We start from the raw sequence: 22,833 nt of genomic DNA, 5'->3' as shown, positions 1-22,833 counted from the left end.
TGAAATGGAGAATAGGAGAGTAAAAATTCATAGGAAGGAGGATACAGATGAATGAGTTAAACAAAAGTATTGGAGAAAATATATATGTTAAATTAATTGGTGAAAAAAGATTTAAAGGTGTATTAATAGACGTAGGAAATGATATTGTTGTTCTTTACAATGGACAAGACTACGTATATATATCTTTATACCATGTACAATATTATAAGTTTTTAAGACCATATGATGAAGAGATATCAAAACCAGATGTGGATTCTGTAATTAAGAGGGAATCCCCTTCCATTTCTTTGAGAAAAGTATTAAGTACTTCTAAAGGGATTTTTACAGAAGTTTATGTAGCAGGAAATGCTCCAATACACGGTTATGTTACAAGTGTAATGAACGATTATATTGTTTTTTATAGTCCAGTTTATAAAACAGTATATATATCTTTAAAGCATTTGAAATGGTTAATTCCGTATAAAGAAAATCAAGTTCCGTATGCCCTCAATAAAAATGAACTCCCCGTGAATCCGTTAAATATTACGTTAGCTAGAACATTTGAAGAGCAGCTTATTAAAATGGCTGGAAAAATTATGGTGTTCGATTTAGGTGAGGAGTCTAATAAGATTGGAAAGATGGCGAAGATTGATGAGGGGCATATTGAAATATTAAAAGCACGTGATGCAAAAATGTATGTGAATATTCAACATGTGAAATCTGTCCATTGTCCGTAGACGAGTTGAAAGGGCTGGCTTTTTCTTTTATATGTAGAAGAAAAGGTCGAGCCTATTTGTTTAGATTGATTTGAATATGAGGGTAAAAATGAATTGAATATAAATATGTTAGCTTTATCTATGAAGAGCTAATCTTGTGCGAAATTATAAAAAATATGTACGAGCCATCTTGTAATATATTCAATTTATTTTTTGAGGGAGAACTGCTCAACTAATATATTAAAGGGGTTTTGTTTGTGGAGCAGTTTCCAAATTCGTTATCGATTACATTACTTGGTAGTGCTGGTGGAGCAGCAAAAGCAGTTTTAGCAATTTTAAATCAAGCGATAGTAAATGAAAAAGACCCGATTTATGAAGCGATAAAGAATGTTACATTTCATTTGGTTGATATAAAACAAAAAGATAGGGCTTATTATGGTGAGTTGTTTCCAAATTTGAAAGATCAATTGTTTTTATATGAAATTGACCTTCAAGATGTAGTGAAATTCAAACAACATTTGAAAGAAAAAAGCACGGGTGTTGTTATTGATGTTTCGGGGGCAGATACAATCAGAGTATTAAGTTGTTGTAATGAACTTGGAATTTGTTATATTAATTCAGCTTTGGAAAATGAGGAAGTAGATCAGGACGATAGTTTAATCGGCTTTCAGCTTACGGAAAGATATACGAGGTTTGAGAAGGAGAAAGAGAAATTTACAAATACAAAAGCAATTATAGGCTCAGGTATGAATCCAGGTGTTGTTCAATGGATGGTTGTTGAACTTATGAAGGAGCGGCCAAAAGAAAAGCCAAGAGCATGCTATATAGTAGAACATGATACGTCATTTTTGAATGATACAGCACTGATAAAGCCTCATACACTTTATGCTTCATGGGCAGTAGAGCGATTTCTAGATGAAGCGATATGGAGTTATCCGATGTATATGAGTCAGCATCGTCCTCTTTATTTTTATGAAGATGTATATGCTTCAGAGTATAAAGTAAAGTTAGGAGAGAAAGAGTTTTATGGCTGTTTAATGCCACATGAGGAAGTTTTAATTTTAGGAAAAAACTTCAATATGGAAGTGGGTTTTCTTTACCGAATTAATGAGTATACGACTAATGTAATTAGACAGAACTTAGATCAAGTAGAAGATTTATGGAATTGGAATCGTAAAGTATTTAATCCAGCCGAAGAAGAGATTGCGGGCGAGGATCTAGTAGGTGTATTACTCGTTTATGAAAATAGCGAGACATATATGTATAACGTGATGAATAGCAGTCAAGTTTTTCATAAATATAAAACGAATGCGACTTACTTCCAAGTAGGATGCGGAATTTATGCTGGCTTGTGTAGTTTACTGTTCGATAACTTTAAACAAGGTGCCTATTATGTAGAGGAATTATTATTAAATACAGAGAGTAAGTACGGGGAATATTTGAATTTATATATGAAGGATTTTGTAGTGGGCGGAAATGACTTTACGGATGGATTGCTACATGATCGGGTAAGATGGATATAAGTTGTGACGAAAAGGAAGGGGAAATCTCCTTCCTTTTCGTATGATAAGGTTACATCTTACCCTGAAAGCAATTTCATACTTATAATTTAAGGAGATAATATGTAGAGCTTTTGTATTGAGTATGAGGAGTATTTATATGAACAAATTTAAAAGCTTGATATATGAGGAAAGAGAAGCTTTTAAAGTATTTAAAAAAATTAACGGATTTGTTAGAGAAAATCGGTAAAGCTTTTTACAAAACAAAGGAGAATGGTACGGGACTGGGGTTAATGATTACATATAAAATCATTGAGGAACATCAAGGAAGTATCGCGATTCAAAGTAGCATGGGAATAGGAACGAAAGAGGAAATTTTTTTTACCGACAGCATAATGTGCTAGAGGAAAATATTTTTCAGAAAAGTGTTCTTGTTGTGTAAATATAAACATTTTATAAAATGTTTCAAGAAGGGTTTTTTTTATAAAATACTTCGTTTATAATGGAGGAAAATATCGACATGAGATTTGTTATTCATGTAACGGTTCGGTAGTGTTAGAGAAAGAAGGGGTGCACGCGCATCCTTTTTTCTATGCAGATATTATGAAAGAGGTGGTATGATGGAATTAACATTAAATTCGACTGTATGTTTACACACGATTCAATTTCGAAAAGAGCAAAAGAATTATATTGTAAAAGATACAATTACAGGAGAAAAATATGAAATGCCGCCACTTTGGATTGATGCATTGGCAATGATGCGTGACGGTTTTTTATTGGGGGAAATTGAGGAGAAATTAAAAGAAGAGTATCCAGACGAAGAAATAAATATGTTAGCATTTACGAGGCAACTGTTAGAGCTAGAGCTTGTCGGAATGGTAGATGGGGAAGAAATAGCTTGTACAAAGAAGAAAGAGAAAGATTATTTAGCTTGGTTACGTCCTCGTGTCGAGCAATTCTTTCTTAGTTTAAATAAAAAAAATAGAAGCAAAGGTCAGTGATGATCTTTGCTTTTTTGTATAGTTTGTTTAAAAAATTACAGCGAATGCCCTTGCGAAAGCACCGTCGCTATCTTTAATTTTTAAAGGTGCCGCTGAGAAAAAGAAACGTTTCGTGTTAATTGCATCTAAGTTGGTTAAGTTTTCGATTAAATAAATATTATTCCCAAGTAGTATGTGATGAATTGGCGATGTTTCTGTCGTTACCTCATCAGGAGAGATGAAATCTAAACCGACAGATTTTACTTTTAATTGAACTAGTTCTTCAGCTAATTCTTCAGAAAGATAAAAAGCTTCTTTCTCATATGCTTCTGTATTCCATTTCGTAGATAGATTGGAATGGAAAATGACAATATCACCTTCTTTTATGTCAGCGTTGTGTAATACTTCTTTAGGTAGTTTTCGTTCTTGTACATGAGTTACATCAATAAGAACAGCTTCGCCTATAAATTGATCTAGGGGTAATTGATCAATAGTCGTTGCGCCTGAAATGAAATGAGCAGGAGCATCACAATGCGTGCCAACATGAACGACAGAATGAAAATCTGTAACTTGATAGCCTGTCTCTTCAACGCTTGTAATGGCTCCTAAATTGATTTTTGGTGTTCCAGGGAATTGGGACATATTGTTTTCAAATGTTTGTGATAGGTCAATTACTTTCATTTTAAATACCTCCAATATATGTTTTGAAATAAAAAACTCACCTTTCATAATCAAGAAAGATGAGTTTTGTACACAATAGTTACGTTTTATCTTTCAAAATGCAATGCATTTTGCAGGAATTAGCACCTATTCAGTTTGTATAAACTGAGGTTGCTGGGCGTCAAAGGGCCGGTCCCTCTGCCTCTCTTGATAAAGACATATTAAGTTTTCGTTTCTGAATATTCACTACTTTTAAATTGTAATTCATTTCCTTTTTTCGCGCAATACAAAATAGGTATTCACCCAAATAAAGTTGCTCGCATATTGTAGCTTATGTAAATAGAATGCTGCGAAGGAGTGAGTGCAGTGACAGGGAATGTATTGAATTATTACGCTGGTGGAAATACAGCTAGAGGATTTCATAATTTATACGACGAGAATTTAAAAGGGCTAAACAGGTTATTTATTTTAAAGGGGGGTCCTGGAACCGGGAAATCTTCTTTAATCAAAGCAATAGGCCGTGAGTGGGTTGAAAAAGGATATGATATTGAATTTTTGCACTGTTCTTCTGATAATAAATCGGTTGATGGTGTAATTATCCCGAAGTTAAAAGTAGGAATTGTTGATGGAACATCGCCGCATGTTATTGAGCCGAAAATGCCAGGAGTTGTCGAAGAGTATATTAATTTAGGGGTTGCTTGGGACTCAGATAAATTAAGAAAGCAGAAGGTGGAAATTGAACGATTTGTTTCAGAAGCAAGCAAGGCTTTTCAAACTGCTTACGCTTGTTTTAACGAGGCACTAGTTATACATGACGAGTGGGAGAAAATATATATTAATAATATTGATTTTAATAAAGCAAATGAACTAACCGATCAGCTGATTCAGAAGTTATTTACAGATAAAGGCGGGAAACAATCGCTTGTGAAACATCGGTTTTTAGGGGCAGCTACACCGAAAGGAGCAGTTGATTTTGTTCCTAATTTAACAGAGGGATTACCACATCGTTATTTTATAAAAGGACGCCCAGGATCTGGGAAATCAACAATGCTTAAAAAATTAGCTAAGGCAGCAGAAGAAAAAGGATTTGAAGTTGAAGTATATCATTGTGGATTTGATCCAAATAGTCTTGATATGGTTATCGTAAGAGAATTAGGGTTTGCAATTTTTGATAGCACCGCACCACATGAATATTTTCCGAGCCGCGAAGGTGATGAAATTATAGATATGTATGCCTTGATTGTGACACCAGGGACAGATGAGAAGTATGCGACAGAAATTCGTGACGTGTCGATTCAATATAAAGCAAAAATGAATGAAGCGATGTCTTTCTTAGCGAAAGCGAAATCAGTTCGTGATAAATTAGAACGAATATATATTGCTGCTATGGATTTTTCAAAAGTAGATGCATATAAAGAGGAGATTCAAAAAGAGTTTGAACGAATTGCGGTTAGTGTAACAGAAAAGAACAAGTAAAAAATAAAGGATTTTAGTAGGCTGTCGGGAATTTTCTGACAGCTATTTTAGTATGTAGTAAAATTAGCAGTATATTTGTCGAATTTCCAAGGAAATAATCAAAAAATGGAGAGGGTATGAAATGAGAGAGAAAATTAGAGTGGAGTTAGCAAGAATTGAACAAGAGAATGATGTGAAAATTTTATTTGCAGTGGAATCAGGGAGTCGTGCTTGGGGATTTCCATCGAAAGATAGTGATTATGATGTTAGATTTGTCTATATGCATCCGGTAGAGTGGTATTTATCAATTCATGATAAACGAGATGTAATTGAGTATCCGATTAGTGATGATTTAGATATAAGCGGATGGGATATTAAAAAGGCGTTACAGTTATTCGCAAAGTCAAACCCAGCTTTACTCGAATGGATTCGATCACCGATTTTCTATTCGAAAAACTCTCATTTTCCAGAACAGCTTCAGCAAATGAGTGATAAGCACTTTGATCCAAAAGCAACGATATATCATTACTTACATATGGCTTCAAAAAATTATCGTGAATTTTTGCAAGGTGAGAACGTAAAATTGAAAAAATACTTTTATGTATTGCGTCCTATTTTAGCTTGTAAGTGGCTAGAGGAGAAAACAACTTTACCACCTGTAGAATTCGATCGATTGATTACAGAATTATCGTTAGAACGTAGCGTATTAAATGAAATTGAGCAGTTGTTAATAAAGAAAAAGGCAGGTACTGAATTAGATGTTGGATTAAAAATTGAGGTGTTGAATCAATTTTTAGAAGAACAAATTCATTACTATCAGCAATATGTAAAAGGAATTGAAAAGGGATCAGGAATCGATATTGAGAGTTTAAATACATTGTTTCGAGATATGTTGTTTGAAGTATATGAAAAAGAGCACAAGTGAGTTTGTGCTCTTTTTTTATTTTGTAGGAATAAAGAAAACAGATATAGCTGCAAGAAGACCCGCGAATGAGAATAAGTAAAAATTCCATGCTAAGTCATATTGCATTGTCATAATAATACCGACAAGAATAGGACCAGCAATCGCACCAACTCGGCCAAGTCCAAGTCCCCAGCCTAAGGAGGTAGCTCGGATATGGGATGGGAAGTATTGTGTTACATATGCATTTAATATTTGAGTAATACCGACTGATCCAATTCCAGCAAGGCCGATTAAAAGATAAATGATTGTAACAGATGGTTTAATTGTTAATAGTCCAATACATATAGCTGCCATAAGATAGGAGATGCTAATAACAATTTTAGCCCCTATACGATCCGCGATTGCTCCAGCAAATAATGCACCGATTGCGGCAGTAATATTTAGCATAAGTAAAAATGATAGACTAGATCCAAGAGGGTATCCTGCTTGGCGCATCATCTGCGGTAACCAAGTGTTTAAACCGTATATTAAAAACATGCCCATTATATAAGTAATCCAAAAAAGCAGCGTCGCTTTTATGTACTCTTTTGAGAATAACGTAAGAAATCCATTTTTTTTTCTTATATTAGATGGGGCTTGATGAGTTTCCTCTTTTGCATTGATTTCAATTTGAAAACGATTAAGGATTTGGTCCACTTCTTCTTGGCGATTACGTGATAACAAAAATTGAATGGATTCAGGTAAATAACGAATGATGAAAGGAATGAGGAGTAGTGGAATCATTCCGATGCCAAACATAATTCTCCATCCGAAATCTTCTAACATAAACATAGACAAAATAGCACCTAACACGATACCTAAAGGATAGCCAGTAAACATAAGAGCGTAAATAAAAGATTGTCGCTTTTTTGGTGAATATTCAACAGTAAGTGCTGAAGCTGTTGGAATAACACCGCCTAATCCGATTCCTCCGATAAATCGAGATAAACCAAATAATTCAGGGGAAGGAGCAAGTGCAGCAAGGCCCATTGTGATGGAGAAAAGTGCTAAACAGCATATAAGCGTCCATTTTCGTCCAATTAGATCTGTAATGGTTCCAACTAGAATAGCGCCAATAAACATCCCAAATAAAGCATAGCTAGCAATTGTACCAGCGTGTGCCGGTGAAAGTGCCCAGCTTTTGTCTTCTAGGAGCTTTGGCAGAACGGCACCGTAAATACCTAAATCATATCCATCAGCTAGAATGGCTAGCCAACAAATAAAAACAACAAGTTTTGTAATAGAGCTTGAAAAGATAGTTTTTGTAGATTCTAGATAAGGTGGAGCTGAAGTTTGCATAATATTCCCTCCTTTTATTTATAGATAAATATATTATTTTATTTGATGTTAATATTTCCCTTCTTATGTCGAAGTTTATCTGAAAAGGTTTTATAACAAATAAAGAAGTTCAACAGGAATCCTGTTGAACTTCTTTATTTGTTTACTCATTATCAACTCGTTTTAACGGTTGATCTGCTGGACCTTCCATAACATCTCCCTCAATTGAAAAGCGGGAACCATGGCAAGGGCAGTCCCAAGTACAATCACCATTATTCCATTCAACTTCGCAGCCGAGATGTGTACAAGTTGTATCGACAATATGTAATTTACCATCTTTGTCCTTATAAGCACCTGCTCGTTTCCCATTAACATGTACGACAGATCCTTCACCAACTTCGAGATCTTCTGGCTTACGTAATGCGGTTTCAATCTTTCCTTCAATTAAATGTTTCGCAACATCAATGTTCTGGGAGAGGAATGTTTTTATATCTGGATTTGCATGGAAGCGTGATGGTGCATACAGTTCCTTATAGGGATTGTGGACTTTTAGAATGGAGTCCTTCAGTAAATGAGCGGCAGCAGTTCCAGTTGTCATTCCCCATTTACGATATCCAGTTGCAACAAATATATTTGGATTTCTTTCGTTAATATGTCCGATATAAGGAAGCTTATCTAGCGTGATTAAATCTTGTGCTGACCATCTATAGGGAACTTCATCTACTCCAAACGTTGCTTCCGCAAAAGAATACAGTGCTTCGTAATGAAGCATCGTGTTTATTCCTTGTCCTGTTTTATGACTTTCTCCGCCAATTAAAATTAATTGTTCTCCATTATTTGTTGTATAGCGTAAGGAGCGTTTTGGATCATCAATACTTAAATACATGCCACCTGGATAATCTGTTTTTGCTTTAATGGCAAGAGCATAAGAGCGTTCTGCGTACATTCGCGTAAAGAAAAAGCTATTCGCATCATAAAAAGGAAAATGTGAACAAGAGACAACATATTCACAAGTGATGCGATGTCCGCCCTTTGTAATGACTTGTGGATAATCACCCTTTTCCACATCAATAGCTGTTGTTTGTTCATAAACTTTTCCACCCATCTCTACAAACTTTTCTAAAAGTGTTTTCAAATAAAGAAGGGGATGGAATTGGGCTTGATTTTTCATGACAAGTGCAGATTGTACTGGAATTGGAATCGATAGAGATTGAACATAGTCACAAGGTATATTTAATTTTTGATAGGCTTCATATTCTTTCGATAAATTTCTTAATCCATTATCAGTAGTTGTATATAAAAATGAATCTTCATTTGAGAAATTACAGTTGATTTTATATGTTTGCACAGTTTCATTAATAAATTGTAGAGCATGATTATTTGATTCATAGTAAAGTCTCGCTTTTTCCACACCGAAATGATTGATTAATTCATCATAAATAAGATCATGTTGTGCTGTTACCTTCGCTGTTGTATGCCCAGTCGTTCCATTTAAAATAAGACCAGAATCAATTAAAACAACGTTCATACCTTCTTTTGCAAGTAAATAGGCAGTAGTAATACCTGTAATACCAGCTCCGATAACAGCAACTTCTGCCTTTGTATCTTCAGATAAATGGGGAAAAGCAGGGACCTGAGTAGATTCAATCCAATAAGATAAGGGCAGTTGTGGAAATGTATCGCTTTTCATTATAGAAACCTCCCGATTTTAGAACAATTTTCCTTTTAATATTTCCATATGATATGAAATTCATGTGTGCTGTTTTAGAAAGAGTCTATTTTTATTAAAAGAAAGATATAATTATTTTGATATAATTATTTAATATTATCGGTATGAAGAGATAGGAGTTGTGTAAAGCTAGATTCAGGTGAGTTTATTTGTTGTTTACACCGAGGTTTCTTGAATAAGATAGAGTCAATAGTATGTCAGCATATGTATATGCATAATGGGTAAAACCTTATAAAATCTATGTTTTTTCTTTAGTGGAATAAAGTATGATTATAAAAATATAACCAACTTTTATTACTAGGTCATAAAAGTTATTGACAATATGGAAATTCTATTGATATGATTCATCATGTGGAAAGGTTGATAGAGAGTAAAAAGAGAAATGTTTTTCATTGATAATAAAAGCGAAAAATAAGTGACGATAGAGTGAGTATATTTTCCTTATAATAGATGCTTTTTTAATCACCTAGTAACATCAATCTGGAAGCAAGAATTGATATATGTAAGTTGCGCAAGGCGCGGCATAAGAAAGGGGCAAAAGGATGAAGGAGCTTCATACGTTTGGGTGGTATGCAGCACGTGTATCACCACATTTGCCGAAAAAAGCATTTAAACCAGTTCCTACTCGTTTATTTGGTGGACTCGCTTATTTGCTTGTGGCATTGGCGGGGTTAATATCGATTGGTGTATTTGAATTGAATGTGTGGGCGAATCTAGGAATTGCGATTGTTCTTGGATTATGTTTTGCTTCACTTGGATTTTTAGGACATGAAATTTTACATGGAACTGTTGTAAGAAAAGCATGGCTTCGTGATTTTTTAGGCGCGATAGCATTTATGCCATTATCAACTGGCCCGAAGCTTTGGAGAAAGTGGCATAATGCAACGCATCATGTTCATACACAACATGAAGAGAATGACCCAGATGCATGGCCTACACTTGAGAAACTGAAAAAGAGTAAGTTTTTAAGCTGGGTATATCACATGCCTCTTCATGTTCGTTCATTCTTTAGTTTTCTGTCACTAACCATTCAATTTACGTTACATTCGACTCGAATGTTCTTTCATTTTATAAAGGATTTTAAGTCATCCAATCAAAAATCTGTATGGCTTCAACTTCTTTTGCCTTGGACTGTTTGGATTAGTTTATTGTTTATTATGGGACCTGGAAAATGGTTATTTGCATATGTAATTCCATTGTTAATTGCTAACTTTATTGTAATGGCATATATCGCAACAAATCATCGCTTAAATCCAATTGTTCCAGTAAATGATCCGTTAGCGAACTGTTTATCAGTAACAGTGCCGCGCTGGGTAGACGTTTTACATTTCAATTTCTCATATCATACAGAACACCATTTGTTCCCTGCTATGAGCTCTAAATACTATCCGTTAGTAAAAGAGAAAATTAAAGAAATGTGGCCGGAACGCTATCATGAGATGCCAATGACAAAAGCTTTGGCAGCGCTATGGAATACACCACGTGTGTATTATCAAGGAAGTGAATTAGTGGATCCGCATAGAGAGCATTTCTATGGTTCTTTAGGAAATGGACTAGATCCTCATAATATTTCATATCGTGAGGACCATATAGAGGAAGAAGAGAGTATTAAAAAAATAAATCAGTAAAAATTGATATATTTTGCAGTGAAAAAGCAAGCCATTTCAGGCTTGCTTTTTTTTATAAAGAGACTTCTTTTTTATTCTTTTTGCTAAATTGAACTGAATTTGTTTCTTTTCGTTGTAATCGTTTTTCTAAAAGATTAACAAAATAAGTAAATAGAAGAACAAGTACGAGGTAATATAAACCAACAATTATGTATGTATCTAATTGTTGGAAGTTACTTGCAGCAATTGATAAACCTGATCCCCATAATTCGGACAATCCTACATATGCAACGAGAGAGGAGTCCTTTAATCCAATAATAAACTGATTTCCTAAAGGAGGAAGAGATTGACGAAATGCTTGCGGTAATACAATACGGCGCATTGCTAAAGGATAAGGCATACCTAAAGAACGAGCAGCTTCCAATTGTCCACGGTCGACAGATTGAATGGAACCGCGGAAAATTTCAGTAATATATGCACCGTTATGGATTGCTAAAGCAATTGCTCCTGCCCAAAAAGGAGTGAAGACAATAATCGATGTAATACCGAAATAGAGAATGGCAATTTGAACAATTAAAGGTGTACCACGAATAATGGCGATATATACATGAGCAATACTATTTAAAATCTTATTGTTAGAGATTCGAAAAAAAGCGAATAGTAATCCAATTAGTGAACCAAGTAATAGGGATGTTAGTGTTAATTGTAATGTGACAATAGTAGCCTTTAAGAGTGTGGGATAAGTAGACATAAAAATTTCAAACATATGTGTCACCTCATATTGTATGGATTTTGGTAGGGAATGAAATACCCCACATAAAAAGTGGGGCATAATGTATGAAACATTTGACTAGCTAATTTACTTCGTTTTTTCCTCTTCGCCGAGAATATTACGCCCAAACCATTTTTTACTGATTTTTTCATACGTACCATCTTTAATGATTTCATCTAAAGCTTTATTTACTTTCTCAACCATTTCTTTATCATCTTTACGAATAGCAATTCCCATTTCATCAAGATTTAATGGTTTTCCAGCTTCTTTTATATTTGATTTACCTTCTTTGATCATACGTAAACCAACCATTTGATCAGTGATTACTGCATCAATACGTCCAGGCTCTAAGTCCATAAGTGCAGTAATATCGCTATCATATTCTGTAATTTGATCTGTATGTTTTGCAACAAGATCTTTAAAGGTGCTAGCTTTTACAACACCAATTTTCTTACCTTTCAAATTTTCTGGAGAAGAGATAGATGTATTCTTTTTAGCTACGAAAATCTGGGCCCCAGAGCGATAATATGGATTTGAGAAACTAACAGCTTTTAATCGTTCTTCTGTAATGGCCATACTTCCTAATATCACATCATATTTTTTTGATTGTAGACCTTGAATTAGCGTTTCCCATGGATTTGTAATGGGAGTGGGTTTCATTCCCATCTTTTTTGCGAGAGCTTCACCAATTTCCACATCAAATCCGGCAAGCTTTCCGTCATTTTCTTTATAGTTAAAAGGTTTGTATAATCCACTCATCGCATAACGAAATTCTTTTTCACCATTTGAAGAAGTAGTAGCACTTTCCTTATCACAGGCTCCTAGTATGAAGGATGTACATAATGTAATACTCGCAACAATGGTTAATAGTTTTCTTTTCATAAAACCCCTCCTATATATTGATCATACGGATGGTTTTAAGTATGTTATTGAGATATTTTTGTGCACCGTATGAATGTAGTTCTTTTCGTTTGAAACAGAAGTTACATTATAGAACGTTGCGTAAAAATTGTTTTGCGCGTTCATGTGATGGAGCTGAAAAGAATTGCGCTGGTGGAGCGTCCTCTACAATCTTTCCATCATCCATAAAAATGACGCGATCAGCTACATCTCTTGCGAAATTCATTTCATGAGTAACAATCACCATGGTCATTCCTTCTTCAGCAAGTTCTTTCATAACTTGCAATACTTCTCCAACAAGTTCAGGGTCTAAGGCTGAGGTAGGTTCATCAAATAGCATAATTTTAGGATTCATAGCAAGAGCTCGTGCAATGGCAATGCGCTGTTTTTGACCACCTGACAGGAGGTGGGGAGTTACATCTGCTTTATCTTGTAGGCCGACTTTTTGCAAAAGCTGATTTCCAATCTCCTTTGCATTTGCTGTTTCTAATTTTTTTACATGAATAGGTGCTTCTATGATGTTTTCTAGTGAGGTCATATGGGGAAAGAGGTTAAAGTGCTGAAAAACCATACCAACATTTTCACGGACTTTGTTTAAATTTGAATGCTTTGGATCAATTCGTTCACCTTGTAAGTGAATTTCACCTTCATCGTACATTTCTAAAAAGTTAAGACAGCGAAGTAATGTACTTTTACCGGAACCACTGGCACCAATTAAAACAACAACTTCTTTTTCTTGCACTTCTAAATCAATTCCTTTTAAAACATCAAGTGAGCCAAATGATTTTACTAGATTTCGAACCTGAATCATACAAAACCCCCAGTCAAAATATATTTTACAAATGTTGCCCCTTATTTCTGTTATTAGTCATAAATTTTCAGAATCCTTTATTTTTTTCGGGTGATTTGATATTCAAGGGAATAATGATTTTTAAAATCCCTATATCTTTCTATAACGAAAATATGGATAATAATATATAGGTAGTACTTATATTGCTTATAAAAAGGGGGAAAGAAGAGATGGAAAAAGAAAGGAAGACATTTTCCTTTGGCTTACGTACACAACTTATGCTATTTACTACAGTTTTAGCTTTTATTACATATTCAACAAGTATATTTTTTATTTACGTGATATACGATTATTTTCAAAGTTATGTAAGTCAAACTGTTTATAATATTATCGTTATGTTATTAGGTGTAGTATGGTCTGGAATTTTAGCATATGGAGCAGCAATCTTTTTAATTAAACCACTTCGAAAGTTAGAGGAGGCTGCAAGGAAGGCGGCTGAAGGAGATATTCGTGAAGATGTTCCATTACCAAAAACAGATGATGAGATTAAATCTTTAAGTGTTGCATTTAATATGATGCTAGGAAACTTAAGGGGCATGGTAAAGAATATTGATACAACATTTTCGTATACAAACAATCAAGTACAGCAAATTAGAAAACAAACAGGCGAAGCAACGAAACAAGCGCGAGGTGTTTCTGAGACACTTGCAGAGATTTCTTCTGGAGCTGAGCAATCGGCCGCTTCCATTCAGGCAATTGTGTCTGCCGTTGATACAACAACTTCTATTGCAAGTGAAGTAGAAGAGAAAGCGAAACAGTCTGATGAGTTGTCTTCAGAAATGGTTCAAGCTTTAGGGCATAGTACTCGTGTCTTTACTTCCTTAATTCAAGGTATTCAAACATTGGCAAAAGAAAATGAAGATTCAATGCAAAATGTACAGAAGTTAGAAGAACGAATGAAACAAGTAGAACATATTGTTTCTGTTGTGAGTGAGATTGCTAGTCAAACGAATTTATTAGCACTAAACGCTTCTATTGAGGCTGCTCGTGCTGGAGAACATGGAAGGGGCTTTGCAGTTGTAGCTGAAGAAGTACGTAAACTTGCCGATGAAAGCGATCATTCTGCAAGAAACATATCGCAGTTATTACGAAATATGCAAGATGAAGTACAACAAGTTGCAATGAAAATGACAGAACAAGTGAAAATAGCTAAAGAAGAGGCAAAACGTGGAGAAGCTACGGAATTAATTTTAAAAGAGATGTCATCAAGTGTTATGGAAGTGGCTGATGCAACGAAGCAAATTAGTAGTTATATGAATGAACAAGTGAGTCACATTCATCAAACAGGAGCACAAACAAAGGCTGTAGCAGCAATTGCTGAGGAAACATCAGCTGGTTCACAAGAAGTGGCACGTGTGACGTTGCAACAATCTAAAAATATGGTAGTAATCGATCAATTATTAAAGGATTTAGAGAAGCAAGCAGCGGACCTGAAACAAACAATTGAACGATTTTCAATGTAAAAAGGAAGAACAGCATTCTGTTCTTCCTTTTTTACGTATGAAAAGGAGGGATACTTTGTTGAAAACGAAAAACATTGCAAGGATCATATATGGTTTTCACTTTACGCAATCTTTGAAAGTTAGGGCCGTAATAACTAGTTTGCCAATTTTTAATGTCGATATCGGGCCAATTGATAAAGCTTTCTCGTAAATCTTTAACCGAGCATATGTAACGTGCGTGGACAAGAGCAGGTGAGGAATGAGATTTGCTTTTGTGAGAAATAAATAAAGCATAAGAATAAGGAATCTACATAGAGTTCAATGAAAACAGTTGCAAACTATTCATATTTTGTTATGATAGTGTTACGAAAACGTTTGCATAAAATTCTGATGGGATGCAAAAGGAGAGAATTAGTATGAATAAGACATGGTGGAAAGAAGCGGTTGCTTATCAAATTTATCCACGTAGCTTTATGGATTCAAATGGTGATGGTATTGGAGATTTACAAGGTATTATTGCAAAGTTGGACTATTTAAAAGATTTAGGTATAGATGTAATTTGGATTTGTCCAATGTATAAGTCACCTAATGATGATAATGGCTATGACATTAGTGATTATCAAGATATCATGGATGAGTTTGGTACGATGGAAGACTTTGATGCTTTACTAGATGAAGTTCATAAGCGTGATATGAAGCTTATTATTGATTTAGTTATTAATCATACGAGTGATGAACATCCATGGTTTATTGAATCTCGTTCATCTAAAGACAATCCGAAGCGTGATTGGTATATTTGGCATGATGGTAAAGATGGTGCGGAACCAAACAACTGGGAAAGTATTTTTAATGGTTCGGCATGGGAATATGATGAAGTAACAGGACAATATTATTTACATTTATTCTCGCGTAAACAACCAGACTTGAACTGGGAGAATAAAGAAGTTCGCGAAGTATTATACGATACAGTGAATTGGTGGCTTGATAAAGGAATTGATGGTTTCCGAGTGGATGCAATTAGCCATATTAAAAAAGAAGATGGTTTTAAGGATATGCCAAATCCAAAAGAACTAAAGTATGTACCATCTTTTGATAAACATATGAATGTGGATGGCATTCAACCTTTATTAGAAGAGTTAAAAGAAAATACGTTTTCTAAGTACGATATTATGACTGTTGGTGAAGCGAATGGCGTTAAGATTGAAGATGCTGAGCTTTGGGTTGGAGAAGAGCAAGGTAAATTCAATATGGTATTCCAGTTTGAACATTTAAGCTTATGGGATGCAGAAAAGAAGAAAGACCTTGATGTTGTAGGGTTGAAAAAGGTATTAACAAAATGGCAAAAAGGGTTAGAAAATAAAGGGTGGAATGCTTTATATATCGAGAATCACGATAAACCACGTATCGTTTCAACGTGGGGAGATGATAAACAATATTGGCGTGAAAGTGCAACAGCTCTTGGAGCGATGTATTTCTTTATGCACGGTACACCGTTTATTTATCAAGGACAAGAAATTGGTATGACAAATGTTCAATTCCCAAATATTGAAGATTACGATGATGTAGCAATTAAAAATTTATATCGAGAGAAAATTGCAGAGGGCGTATCACATCAAGAAATGATGGAGATTATATGGGCTTCTTGCCGCGATAATTCACGTACACCTATGCAGTGGAATGATGAGACGAATGCTGGCTTCACAACAAGTGCACCTTGGTTTGGTATGAATCCAAACTACAAAGAAATTAATGTTGAAAAGCAGAAAAATGAAGAGAACTCTATTTTCAATTTCTATAAAAAAATGATTGCCTTGAAAAAAGAGCACGATGTACTGAATTACGGTACGTACGATTTACTTCTAGAAGACGATCCGCAAATTTATGCATATACTCGTACATTAAACGATGAAAAAATCGTTGTAATTAGCAATATCTCAAAAGAGGAAGCTGTGTATAATGAGGGTTCATTTGCACTAGAACGCAAACGTTTGCTTTTAAATAACTATAAAGTTGCGGAAAATGAACAAGTAACTTCAATCACGTTAAAGCCTTATGAAACAAGGGTTTATCGCATTTCATAATAAAAAAGGATGCTCTTAGAGCATCTTTTTTTATGAAAAAAAATAAATTTCTATTGCAAAGTGAAAACGCTTTTATTAAAATAGATTTATGAAAACGGTTGCGTAAAGATAAAAATGAAGTAACATAAGGAATCGTTTTCATAAAAAAACTAGAAATTATAATTTAAATCATTATGTTGTTATAAATAAAGGGGAGGAAGAACAGATGAAAATTACGTCTTTTGATTTTTGGCAAAAGTTCGGAAAAGCATTATTAGTTGTTGTAGCTGTAATGCCAGCAGCTGGTTTAATGATTTCTATCGGTAAGTTAATTGGGATGTCTGCTGGGGATGTTAACGCAGTTCATACAATCGCTCGCGTAATGGAAGACATAGGTTGGGCAATTATTACAAATCTACACATCTTATTCGCAGTAGCAATTGGGGGGTCTTGGGCGAAGGATCGCGCAGGTGGTGCATTTGCAGCGCTATTAGCATTCGTCTTAACAAACCGAATTACAGGAGCTATATTTGGCGTAAACGCTGAAATGTTAGCGGATTCAAAAGCGACAGTTTCTTCAGTATTAGCAGGAGATTTAGTTGTAAAAGATTACTTTACTTCTGTACTTGGTGCACCAGCATTAAACATGGGAGTTTTCGTAGGGATTATCACAGGTTTCTTAGGAGCTACTTTATATAACAAATACTATAACTATAATAAACTGCCACAGGCATTAGCATTCTTTAACGGAAAACGATTCGTACCATTCGTTGTAATTGTTTGGTCTACAGTCACTGCAATTGTATTATCACTTTTATGGCCGTTCATCCAAAGTGGATTAAATGAATTCGGTCGCTGGATTGCAGCATCTAAAGATAGTGCACCAGTTGTTGCACCATTTGTATATGGAACGTTAGAGCGTTTACTATTACCATTCGGTTTACATCATATGTTAACGATTCCGATGAACTACACAGAGCTAGGCGGAACATATACGATGTTAACTGGTTCAAAAGTTGGACAAATTGTAGCAGGACAAGATCCTTTATGGCTTGCATGGATTACAGACTTAAATAATTTACTAGCAAATGGAGATACGAAAGCATATAACGATTTATTAAATAACGTTGTACCAGCTCGTTTCAAAGCTGGACAAGTTATTGGTTCAACAGCAGCGTTAATGGGTATTGCTTTCGCGATGTTCCGTAATGTTGATAAAGAAAAACGTGCAAAATATAAACCAATGTTCTTATCGGCTGCATTAGCAGTATTCTTAACAGGTGTAACAGAACCAATTGAATTCATGTTCATGTTTATTGCTCCAGTATTATATGTTGTATATGCAATTACAACAGGACTTGCATTCGCATTAGCAGATTTAATTAACTTACGTGTTCACGCATTTGGATTTATTGAATTAATTACTCGTACACCGATGATGGTTAATGCAGGACTAACTAGAGATTTAATCAATTTCGTTATCGTTTCATTAGTGTTCTTCGGTCTGAACTTTACATTATTCAATTTCTTAATTAAAAAATTCAATTTACCAACACCAGGACGTGCAGGTAACTATATTGATAATGAAGATGAGTCATCAGAAGGAACAGGAAATGTACAGGATGGTTCATTAGCAACAAAAGTTATTGATTTATTAGGTGGTAAAGAAAATATTGCTGACGTAGATGCTTGTATGACGCGTTTACGTGTAACAGTAAAAGATTTAGATGTTGTTGCACCAGAAGCACAGTGGAAACAAAATGGTGCTTTAGGACTTATCGTAAAAGATAAAGGTGTACAAGCAGTATATGGTCCGAAAGCTGACGTATTAAAGTCAGACATTCAAGATATGTTAGGTGCGTAATAAGATGAAATTGCTAACTTTAAACTGTCACTCTTGGCAAGAAGAGAATCAAATGGAAAAGATAAAATATCTTGCTAAAGTCATTCAAGAAGAAGAGTACGATGTCATCGCATTGCAAGAAGTAAGTCAGTCGATACAAGCTGGAAATGTATGCGGTAACAAGAAAGAAGATAATTTTGGACTTTTACTATTAGAAGAGTTAAAAGCGTTACATGTAAAAGATTACAATATTACTTGGGATTTCTCTCATATTGGTTATGATGTGTATGAAGAAGGATTAGCGATTATAACGAAGCATAATGTTGTAAAGGAAGATACGTTCTTTATTTCAGAAAATAAGGATACAACGTATTGGAAAACACGCAAAATTGTAAGTGCGACAATTGCTTATAATGATAAGAACATAACGTTTTACTCTTGCCACCTCGGTTGGTGGAATGATGAAGAAGAATCATTCAAAGATCAAGTTAATCGTTTGATGGGGCGTGTAGATAGTAATGAACTTTCCTTCTTAATGGGTGATTTTAATAATAACGCCCGTTTACAAGGTGAAGGTTATGAATATATGATGCAAAAAGGTTTGTATGACACATATGAACTAGCAATAGAGAAGGATGAAGGAACAACTGTCCAAGGTGAGATTGCTGGTTGGGATGAAAATAAACATAACTTACGAATCGATCTAATATTGTGTAACCAAAGTGAAAAAGTTCGTTCTTCAAAAGTCATTTTTAATGGTACGAACAGAAATGTAATTTCAGATCATTTCGGTGTAGAAGTACAAGTAGATATATAATAGAAGAAATCCTCACAGATGATGAAAAGCTGTGAGGATTTTTTTGAGGAATACAAGTATTGCCAAGAGAAAATACTTGTATTTTTTATGACATTTCCTATATATTTGTTATTATTGAATGTAAAACTAATTTGGTCATTTTGTATGCATACTTTTTTTACTTCGTTATATAATGAAGTAAGTGAAATATTTAATGGGAAAAATAGTGTATTTTCGTTTAATCCACGATGTAGAAAGTGATATAATTGCAAAATGTATGTATCATTTTCTAAAGAAGGAAAAATATATAATTAGGTGATAAATTCTATGAAACAAATTTGGCGTATTTATAAGACAGATTTACGGAATGTAGCTAAACATTGGGCTGCAATTGTTATTGTTTTAGGATTAATGATTTTACCATCGTTATATGCATGGTTTAACATTAAAGCTTCCTGGGATCCTTATGGAAATACAAAAGGAATCCAGATTGCAGTTTCTAACCAAGATGCTGGATCAAATTTAAGAGGGAAAGATATTAACATCGGGAAAGAAATTGTAGATTCACTTAAGAAGGACAAAAATTTTGGGTGGAAGTTTGTCGATGAAAAGCAAGCGATTTATGGGGTAGAGCGTGGAGATTATTCTGCAAGTATTACTATTCCAAAAGATTTTTCTGAAAAGATTGCAACAGTCTTGGATGAAAATCCACAGAAACCAGAAATTGAGTATTACGTAAATGAAAAGGTAAATGCCATTGCGCCGAAGATTACAGCTAAAGGTGCATCGGGGCTGACAGAAGAGATTAGTAAAAACTTTGTTAAAACAGCAAACGGCGAGATTTTTGAAATCTTCAACGATCTTGGAATCGATTTAGAAACTAACTTACCGAGTATTGAGAAGGTCAAGGATCTTGTCTTTAAGTTAGAAGCACAATTCCCAGAAATGAATACACTTGTGGATAAGGCATTAGATGATGCGACTCGGGCAGAAGATGTTGTGAAAGTAGCGCAAAAAGAGTTGCCAGTTGTAGAAAGTGTTATGAATGATGGGCAAGAAGCGTTAGGGAATTTAGATAACTTCTTTGCGAGAAATGATGAAACATTGAAACGTGCACCTGGAACAATTAAGAATAATTTAATTATAATGCAACAAGGTTTAGATAGTGCGGCAGCAATTACGGATTTCTTAAAAAATCCATCATTTGATTCTAATCTGACACTTCCAGATCCGGCTAAATTCCCGGTGTTGCCTAATATAACTATTCCGCACGTACCACAAATACCAGAAATTCCAGCGTTACCGCAAGTGAATGGTGAGGGGTATAAAAATATTGCTAAAAATATTGATCAAACTGTAAATAATGTTTTTAGTTCTACTCGTGTTGGAACGGCATATGTGAAAAGTGTTATGGATGGTCTTCAAAATAAGGGCGTGGATCCAGCTGTAGCACAGAAAAACGTTCAGGATGCTTCAAAACTTCTCCAAGACCGTATTGATAGTGTTTCATATTTAATTGATTTCTTTACAACTTTTAAAGAATCAGCTTCAACGGACTTTGGTAAACAGTTCTTTGGGAACAGAGTAGAAAGTTTAACGGTGCTTAAAAATTCTATGGTGGATGTTAACAATAGAGTTAAGCATGTAGGAGATTTAATTAGTTCCGGACAAGAAGTTAAACAAGATGTGCGAGATGCTGTGAATCAAAAATTAGATACAGTAAATAATTTAGTAAATCAAGCTGAAAAGGATTATAATGCAACATTTGTAGCAGATTTCGAAAAAGCAGTAAGCACAGCTGAGCAATTGAAAAACACAGCTGAAAATGTAAAAGAAGACGCTCAGCAGTTAAGAGGGAATTTAAATCAAGATATAAAAGCAGCAAATGATTTAGTAAACCAAACAAATGAAGCATTAGACAATGGTAGAGAAAAATATGATAAGGCTGTAAATGATTACAGCAGATTAAAAACGGAGCTTGAAAAAGCAAGAGAAGACTTAAGTAACAAAGGTGTTAATGGATTAGATTCTACAAAAGTAGCCTTAAATGAGTTAAATGGACAGTTCAAAGCAGGATGGAATTTAGTTAATGATATGATTCCGGTTATGGAAAGTACAAATAAAGTTTTGGGCGATGTGAATAGTGATAAAAATCTTAATGGCACAATTGCTAAGTTAAATAAAGCAAAAGATGGTTTGCAAAAAGGAATGGATTTAACTGATAAAGGAATTGACGCTATTAATAAAGGTCAAAAACCAGCAGCAGATGTTATTGAAAGTATTAATCAAGTGTCTAAAAATGTTTCGGGCCAAATTGGTGACATTTTAGCTAAATATGACTCGGAAATCACTCCGAATTTCAATGCAGCAATTGCTCGTACAAAAGAGATGTCTAAAAATACATCTCAAATTTTAGGCGAGGCAGATAAGAAGCTTCCAGATGTGAAAAAATTACTTGAAGACTCATCAAAAGGCTTAGTAGATGGTCAAAAGAAAATTGCAGATATTAAAGCTGAAATGCCAGCTACTGAGAAAAAGATTAAAGACTTAGCAAATAAAATTCGTGATTTTGAATCAGAAGAGGATATAAAAGACATCATACGCTTATTGAAAAATGATGTTGAAAAGCAAAGTGATTACTTCGCGAATCCAGTAAATTTAAAAGAGAATAAGTTATTTGCAATGCCGAACTACGGTTCAGCGATGTCACCATTCTACACAGTGCTTGCATTATGGGTAGGCGCACTATTAATGGTTTCGTTATTAACGGTAGAAGTACATGAAGAGGGCGCGAATTATAAGAGCCATGAAATATACTTTGGACGTTTATTAACATTCTTAACGATAGGTCTTTCGCAGGCATTTATCGTATCGATGGGGGATATATTCTTACTCGGTACGTACGTAGTCGATAAATTCTGGTTTGTGTTATTTAGTTTATTTATTGGCGGAGTATTTGTTTGTATCGTGTACTCACTCGTTTCTATTTTCGGAAACGTTGGGAAATCGATGGCAATCATTTTACTTGTGCTTCAAGTAGCAGGATCGGGTGGTACGTTCCCAATTCAAATGACACCACCATTCTTCCAAGCAATTTATCCGTTCTTACCATTCACATATGCAATTAGTGCAATTCGTGAAACAGTAGGTGGCATGCTTTGGGATATAGTTATTAGAGATTTACTTGTATTAAGTGTGTTCGTAGTAGTCATCGTTATCGCTGCGTTATTATTGAAAACACCAATTAACAAATCGAGTGAAAAGTTTGTTGAGAACGCAAAAGGAAGTAAAATTATTCATTAATAAAAAAAGGTTCCTACCGAT

The 22,833-nt window shown here is 34.6% G+C and carries 17 protein-coding genes, 2 pseudogenes and 1 riboswitch; of the genes and pseudogenes, 12 read left to right on the top strand and 7 right to left on the bottom strand.

Features of this window, described 5'->3' with window-relative positions:
* Nucleotides 1-47 precede the first annotated feature (47 nt).
* The 4 genes and pseudogenes from QEP67_RS25895 to QEP67_RS25880 all read left to right on the top strand — a co-directional run bounded on the left by QEP67_RS25895 (nucleotide 48) and on the right by QEP67_RS25880 (nucleotide 3,195).
* A complete protein-coding gene (locus tag QEP67_RS25895; RefSeq protein WP_001004278.1) occupies nucleotides 48-716 on the top strand; it encodes a hypothetical protein in 669 nt (222 codons plus the stop codon).
* A gap of 236 nt (nucleotides 717-952) precedes the next feature.
* On the top strand, nucleotides 953-2,218 hold the full coding sequence (locus tag QEP67_RS25890; protein ID WP_000434733.1) for a hypothetical protein: 1,266 nt from the start codon (nucleotides 953-955) through the stop codon (nucleotides 2,216-2,218).
* Nucleotides 2,219-2,421: 203 nt separating this feature from the next.
* A pseudogene (locus QEP67_RS25885) lies at nucleotides 2,422-2,598 on the top strand (ATP-binding protein); the annotation flags it as partial.
* A 216-nt stretch (nucleotides 2,599-2,814) separates the two neighbouring features.
* The gene (locus tag QEP67_RS25880; RefSeq protein WP_000424111.1) at nucleotides 2,815-3,195 is read left to right on the top strand and encodes a hypothetical protein; all 381 of its coding nucleotides are present in this window, start codon (nucleotides 2,815-2,817) and stop codon (nucleotides 3,193-3,195) included.
* A 27-nt stretch (nucleotides 3,196-3,222) separates the two neighbouring features.
* Here QEP67_RS25880 and QEP67_RS25875 read toward each other — a convergent pair whose 3' ends face one another.
* On the bottom strand, nucleotides 3,223-3,855 hold the full coding sequence (locus QEP67_RS25875; protein ID WP_000862970.1) for a cyclase family protein: 633 nt from the start codon (nucleotides 3,853-3,855) through the stop codon (nucleotides 3,223-3,225).
* Between the two features lie 83 nt (nucleotides 3,856-3,938).
* Nucleotides 3,939-4,051, bottom strand: a riboswitch (SAM riboswitch).
* 149 nt (nucleotides 4,052-4,200) lie between these two features.
* Between QEP67_RS25875 and QEP67_RS25870 the strand changes: the two genes are divergently transcribed.
* Nucleotides 4,201-5,310 (top strand): PRK06851 family protein, encoded by a 1,110-nt coding sequence (locus tag QEP67_RS25870; protein ID WP_000147454.1) that lies wholly within the window; start codon nucleotides 4,201-4,203, stop codon nucleotides 5,308-5,310.
* Nucleotides 5,311-5,431: 121 nt separating this feature from the next.
* Nucleotides 5,432-6,214, top strand: a complete 783-nt coding sequence (locus QEP67_RS25865; RefSeq protein WP_001208302.1) for a nucleotidyltransferase domain-containing protein — start codon at nucleotides 5,432-5,434, stop codon at nucleotides 6,212-6,214.
* Nucleotides 6,215-6,229: 15 nt separating this feature from the next.
* Here the strand turns inward: QEP67_RS25865 and QEP67_RS25860 are convergent, their stop codons facing one another.
* Together QEP67_RS25860 and QEP67_RS25855 are read right to left on the bottom strand one after the other, a co-directional pair.
* The gene (locus tag QEP67_RS25860; RefSeq protein ID WP_001194846.1) at nucleotides 6,230-7,531 is read right to left on the bottom strand and encodes an aromatic acid/H+ symport family MFS transporter; all 1,302 of its coding nucleotides are present in this window, start codon (nucleotides 7,529-7,531) and stop codon (nucleotides 6,230-6,232) included.
* A 142-nt stretch (nucleotides 7,532-7,673) separates the two neighbouring features.
* Nucleotides 7,674-9,200, bottom strand: coding sequence for an FAD-dependent oxidoreductase (locus tag QEP67_RS25855; protein ID WP_074651440.1), 1,527 nt, complete (start codon nucleotides 9,198-9,200; stop codon nucleotides 7,674-7,676).
* Nucleotides 9,201-9,781: 581 nt separating this feature from the next.
* Here QEP67_RS25855 and QEP67_RS25850 point away from each other — a divergent pair.
* Nucleotides 9,782-10,867: an acyl-CoA desaturase gene (locus QEP67_RS25850; protein ID WP_000661211.1), complete on the top strand. Its 1,086-nt coding sequence runs from the start codon at nucleotides 9,782-9,784 to the stop codon at nucleotides 10,865-10,867.
* A gap of 52 nt (nucleotides 10,868-10,919) precedes the next feature.
* Here the strand turns inward: QEP67_RS25850 and QEP67_RS25845 are convergent, their stop codons facing one another.
* The 3 genes from QEP67_RS25845 to QEP67_RS25835 form a co-directional block, all read right to left on the bottom strand.
* Nucleotides 10,920-11,612 (bottom strand): amino acid ABC transporter permease, encoded by a 693-nt coding sequence (locus tag QEP67_RS25845; protein WP_000461606.1) that lies wholly within the window; start codon nucleotides 11,610-11,612, stop codon nucleotides 10,920-10,922.
* Nucleotides 11,613-11,705: 93 nt separating this feature from the next.
* Entirely contained in the window at nucleotides 11,706-12,500 is a 795-nt protein-coding gene (locus QEP67_RS25840; protein ID WP_000823728.1) for an ABC transporter substrate-binding protein, read from the bottom strand.
* A 106-nt stretch (nucleotides 12,501-12,606) separates the two neighbouring features.
* A complete protein-coding gene (locus QEP67_RS25835; protein WP_048567175.1) occupies nucleotides 12,607-13,329 on the bottom strand; it encodes an amino acid ABC transporter ATP-binding protein in 723 nt (240 codons plus the stop codon).
* 209 nt (nucleotides 13,330-13,538) lie between these two features.
* Between QEP67_RS25835 and QEP67_RS25830 the strand changes: the two genes are divergently transcribed.
* A complete protein-coding gene (locus tag QEP67_RS25830) occupies nucleotides 13,539-14,831 on the top strand; it encodes a methyl-accepting chemotaxis protein (RefSeq protein ID WP_353706474.1) in 1,293 nt (430 codons plus the stop codon).
* 31 nt (nucleotides 14,832-14,862) lie between these two features.
* On the opposite strand, the pseudogene QEP67_RS25825 reads toward QEP67_RS25830, so the two are convergent.
* A pseudogene (locus QEP67_RS25825) lies at nucleotides 14,863-15,009 on the bottom strand (BBE domain-containing protein); the annotation flags it as partial.
* A 217-nt stretch (nucleotides 15,010-15,226) separates the two neighbouring features.
* On the opposite strand from QEP67_RS25825, the gene QEP67_RS25820 reads away from it, so the two are divergent.
* The 4 genes from QEP67_RS25820 to QEP67_RS25805 all read left to right on the top strand — a co-directional run bounded on the left by QEP67_RS25820 (nucleotide 15,227) and on the right by QEP67_RS25805 (nucleotide 22,812).
* Nucleotides 15,227-16,891: an alpha-glucosidase gene (locus QEP67_RS25820; RefSeq protein ID WP_048567173.1), complete on the top strand. Its 1,665-nt coding sequence runs from the start codon at nucleotides 15,227-15,229 to the stop codon at nucleotides 16,889-16,891.
* Between the two features lie 205 nt (nucleotides 16,892-17,096).
* Nucleotides 17,097-18,734: a PTS transporter subunit IIBC gene (locus tag QEP67_RS25815; protein ID WP_000705564.1), complete on the top strand. Its 1,638-nt coding sequence runs from the start codon at nucleotides 17,097-17,099 to the stop codon at nucleotides 18,732-18,734.
* 4 nt (nucleotides 18,735-18,738) lie between these two features.
* Complete coding sequence (locus tag QEP67_RS25810) at nucleotides 18,739-19,530, top strand: endonuclease/exonuclease/phosphatase family protein (RefSeq protein WP_000772009.1); 792 nt, start codon at nucleotides 18,739-18,741, stop codon at nucleotides 19,528-19,530.
* A 306-nt stretch (nucleotides 19,531-19,836) separates the two neighbouring features.
* A complete protein-coding gene (locus QEP67_RS25805) occupies nucleotides 19,837-22,812 on the top strand; it encodes a YhgE/Pip domain-containing protein (protein ID WP_353706473.1) in 2,976 nt (991 codons plus the stop codon).
* Nucleotides 22,813-22,833: the final 21 nt, after the last annotated feature.

It is taken from the genome of Bacillus cereus group sp. MS39 (genome assembly GCF_040448665.1).
In the GTDB taxonomy this organism is placed as follows: Bacteria; Bacillota; Bacilli; order Bacillales; family Bacillaceae_G; genus Bacillus_A; species Bacillus_A wiedmannii.
The sequence above is the reverse complement of the archived record's forward strand: the minus strand, read 5'-3'. Positions and strand labels throughout refer to the sequence as shown.